Consider the following 307-nt stretch of genomic DNA (forward strand, 5'->3'; position numbering starts at 1 on the left):
ACCCGTCGCGCGTGAATATTTCGGTAAGCGAGGTGTGCCGATGGTGCCCGAGCGCAAGGCGCGGCGAGGAGGAATAGTCAGGGCCCTATGGCGACGAGTCGCAACGCAGCTAGCGGGTGCGAGGGGCGTGCATCGCGGCGAAATATTCACGGGTGACGGGTATAGACACGGGAGCCAAACCTGCCGGCTGTCCGGCGTTGTTATCCGGTGCGGCCCGGAGGGCGTCTGCTCTGAGCGTTGCCGACAGCTGGTCATGGGGTCCGTAAGCCGTCTGAAAGACGGCGGTCCCAGCCGGCCCGGGACCGCC

1 protein-coding gene is annotated in these 307 nt (G+C 66.4%); it reads right to left on the minus strand.

What is annotated here, in order from left to right:
- Positions 1-109 precede the first annotated feature (109 nt).
- Positions 110-307 (minus strand): hypothetical protein (locus BQ17_RS22620; RefSeq protein WP_218068220.1); only part of this gene is annotated, 198 nt, incomplete at its 5' end.

It is taken from the genome of Candidatus Thiosymbion oneisti (genome assembly GCF_900092655.1).
In the GTDB taxonomy this organism is placed as follows: domain Bacteria; phylum Pseudomonadota; class Gammaproteobacteria; order Chromatiales; family Chromatiaceae; genus Thiosymbion; species Thiosymbion oneisti.